This window comes from Brevibacterium sp. CCUG 69071, assembly GCF_021023135.1.
GTDB lineage: Bacteria > Actinomycetota > Actinomycetes > Actinomycetales > Brevibacteriaceae > Brevibacterium.
The window spans coordinates 1-1,613 of the sequence record NZ_PGFV01000014.1; the positions used below are offsets into that span (position 1 = coordinate 1).

A 1,613-nucleotide genomic window follows, 5' to 3' on the forward strand; every position below is an offset into this window, starting at 1 on the left:
GAGATCCAGGTCTTCCCGCCGTGCGTCACAGTCCAGTCCAGCGGGTAAGCGTCCACTGCGGACGTGGGTTGCCGCCAGTCCTGGCCCTGCTCGACACCAGCCGCGGCCAGGTAGGCAGTGTTGAGCTCGGTCGCCTTCGCCTCGGCTGTGGCGAGCGTGTCCCGGCGCTGCAGCTCCTGGTCGATCATGTGCCTCAACTGGCGGAGTTCGGTCGTGTCAGCATCTCGGATATCCATTCCGGCAACACCGTCCCTTCGTTTGGTTTGATATCGGTGATGTTCGTGACTTCGAACCCGCACGGCCCGCACATCACGGTCCCTGCATCGTCCGGGATCAGAACGGGTAGGTAGGCGTTACTGCATCCCTCGGTGGCACATGTGGCGTACATTCCTCACCCTTCATCCATGGCGTACCAGTCCACGCCGGTGGTGGTTGTGTTCGTGCGCGTGAAGTAGAGGTCGAAACTGCCCGTCGTGATCGACTCATTGAGAACCCCGACGCTGACCCGCTCGGGCACAGACGTCGAGCACTGTGCCCAGATGACAGGCGGCTTCGTGAACCTGCCCGCCGGAAGCGTAATGGTGACCTTCTTGGACTGGTTAGCCGCATCCGGGGTGATCGTCACGTAGCCGTGAACAATGAGTCCGGACATGATGCCGTTGCGACCCATCTTCAACGGACCCCAATAGCCTGACCCGTCGCCCTGCAGCCGGAATGTTCCCGACGCGGCTTGGAGTACAGCCGACTCGGCCTCGGGGAAATCGTTCGTATCACCCGGCGCCGCACCCGCCGCCCAATTCGAGGGCAGAGAGTTGTACCAGGCCACGGACTCGCCCTCGCGCACCGACCAGTTCGGTGTACGGAAGTCCGTGCGCACGGGCTGAGTGGTCTTCTTCGCAACCGAGGGGGTGATGTACCCGACGCCCTGTGGGAGTGGTGCGCCAATGAACTTGAGCTTTGACCTGCGCGGCCACGTGAACCGAACCGATGGGCTGATGCGGGACGTGTAGTCGTTGTACCCGTCGTTGTCGGCATCCACCGACCACCTGTAGACAGCCCACCAATCGCCGGACGCGTCGCCCGTGTTCACGTCCGCGTACTCGTGAATCGTGCCGGTCGGATCCAGGGTACGGAACTTCCCGCCAGCCCACACGACCCCAGTGTCATTGGTGCCGTCGGCCACGTAGAAGGACTTCGACGAATCGTAGACTCCCGTCGTGGCGTTGAAAGCGGGCAGAGCCTGGGTCTTCGCCTTGGCAATGACCGCGTACTTGGTGCTGCCGCCCCAATCAGCCGTTCCCACGTAGACACCGGTCACGTCGGACTTCGTGTTATCGCTGGTGTCCTTGGCTGCTGAAATCAGGGCACCAGTCGTTTTGATGTAGGTGCGGATATTCAACGGCCCAGCATCATCACACTGCGCAATAACCACGTTCGTACCGTCATTGCCAATGCCTGGCCGGTAGGTGAGGGGGTTTGATTCCGAATATCCCGGATCGGGATACTCCCACCGTCTCAAATACGTCCCGGACAGGTTCGTGACGTACACCCAGAACCTGTACCCGTACCGTCCGAGGAAGAACATCTCTGACCCGATGCAAGTGACTCCGAAC

The 1,613-nt window shown here is 61.4% G+C and carries 2 protein-coding genes; both read right to left on the bottom strand.

Annotated elements, in window-relative coordinates:
* The coding region (locus CV023_RS18650; RefSeq protein WP_230748572.1) for a hypothetical protein at positions 1-236 on the bottom strand (236 nt) is incomplete at its 3' end.
* 155 nt (positions 237-391) lie between these two features.
* The coding region (locus CV023_RS18655; protein ID WP_230748573.1) for a hypothetical protein at positions 392-1,613 on the bottom strand (1,222 nt) is incomplete at its 5' end.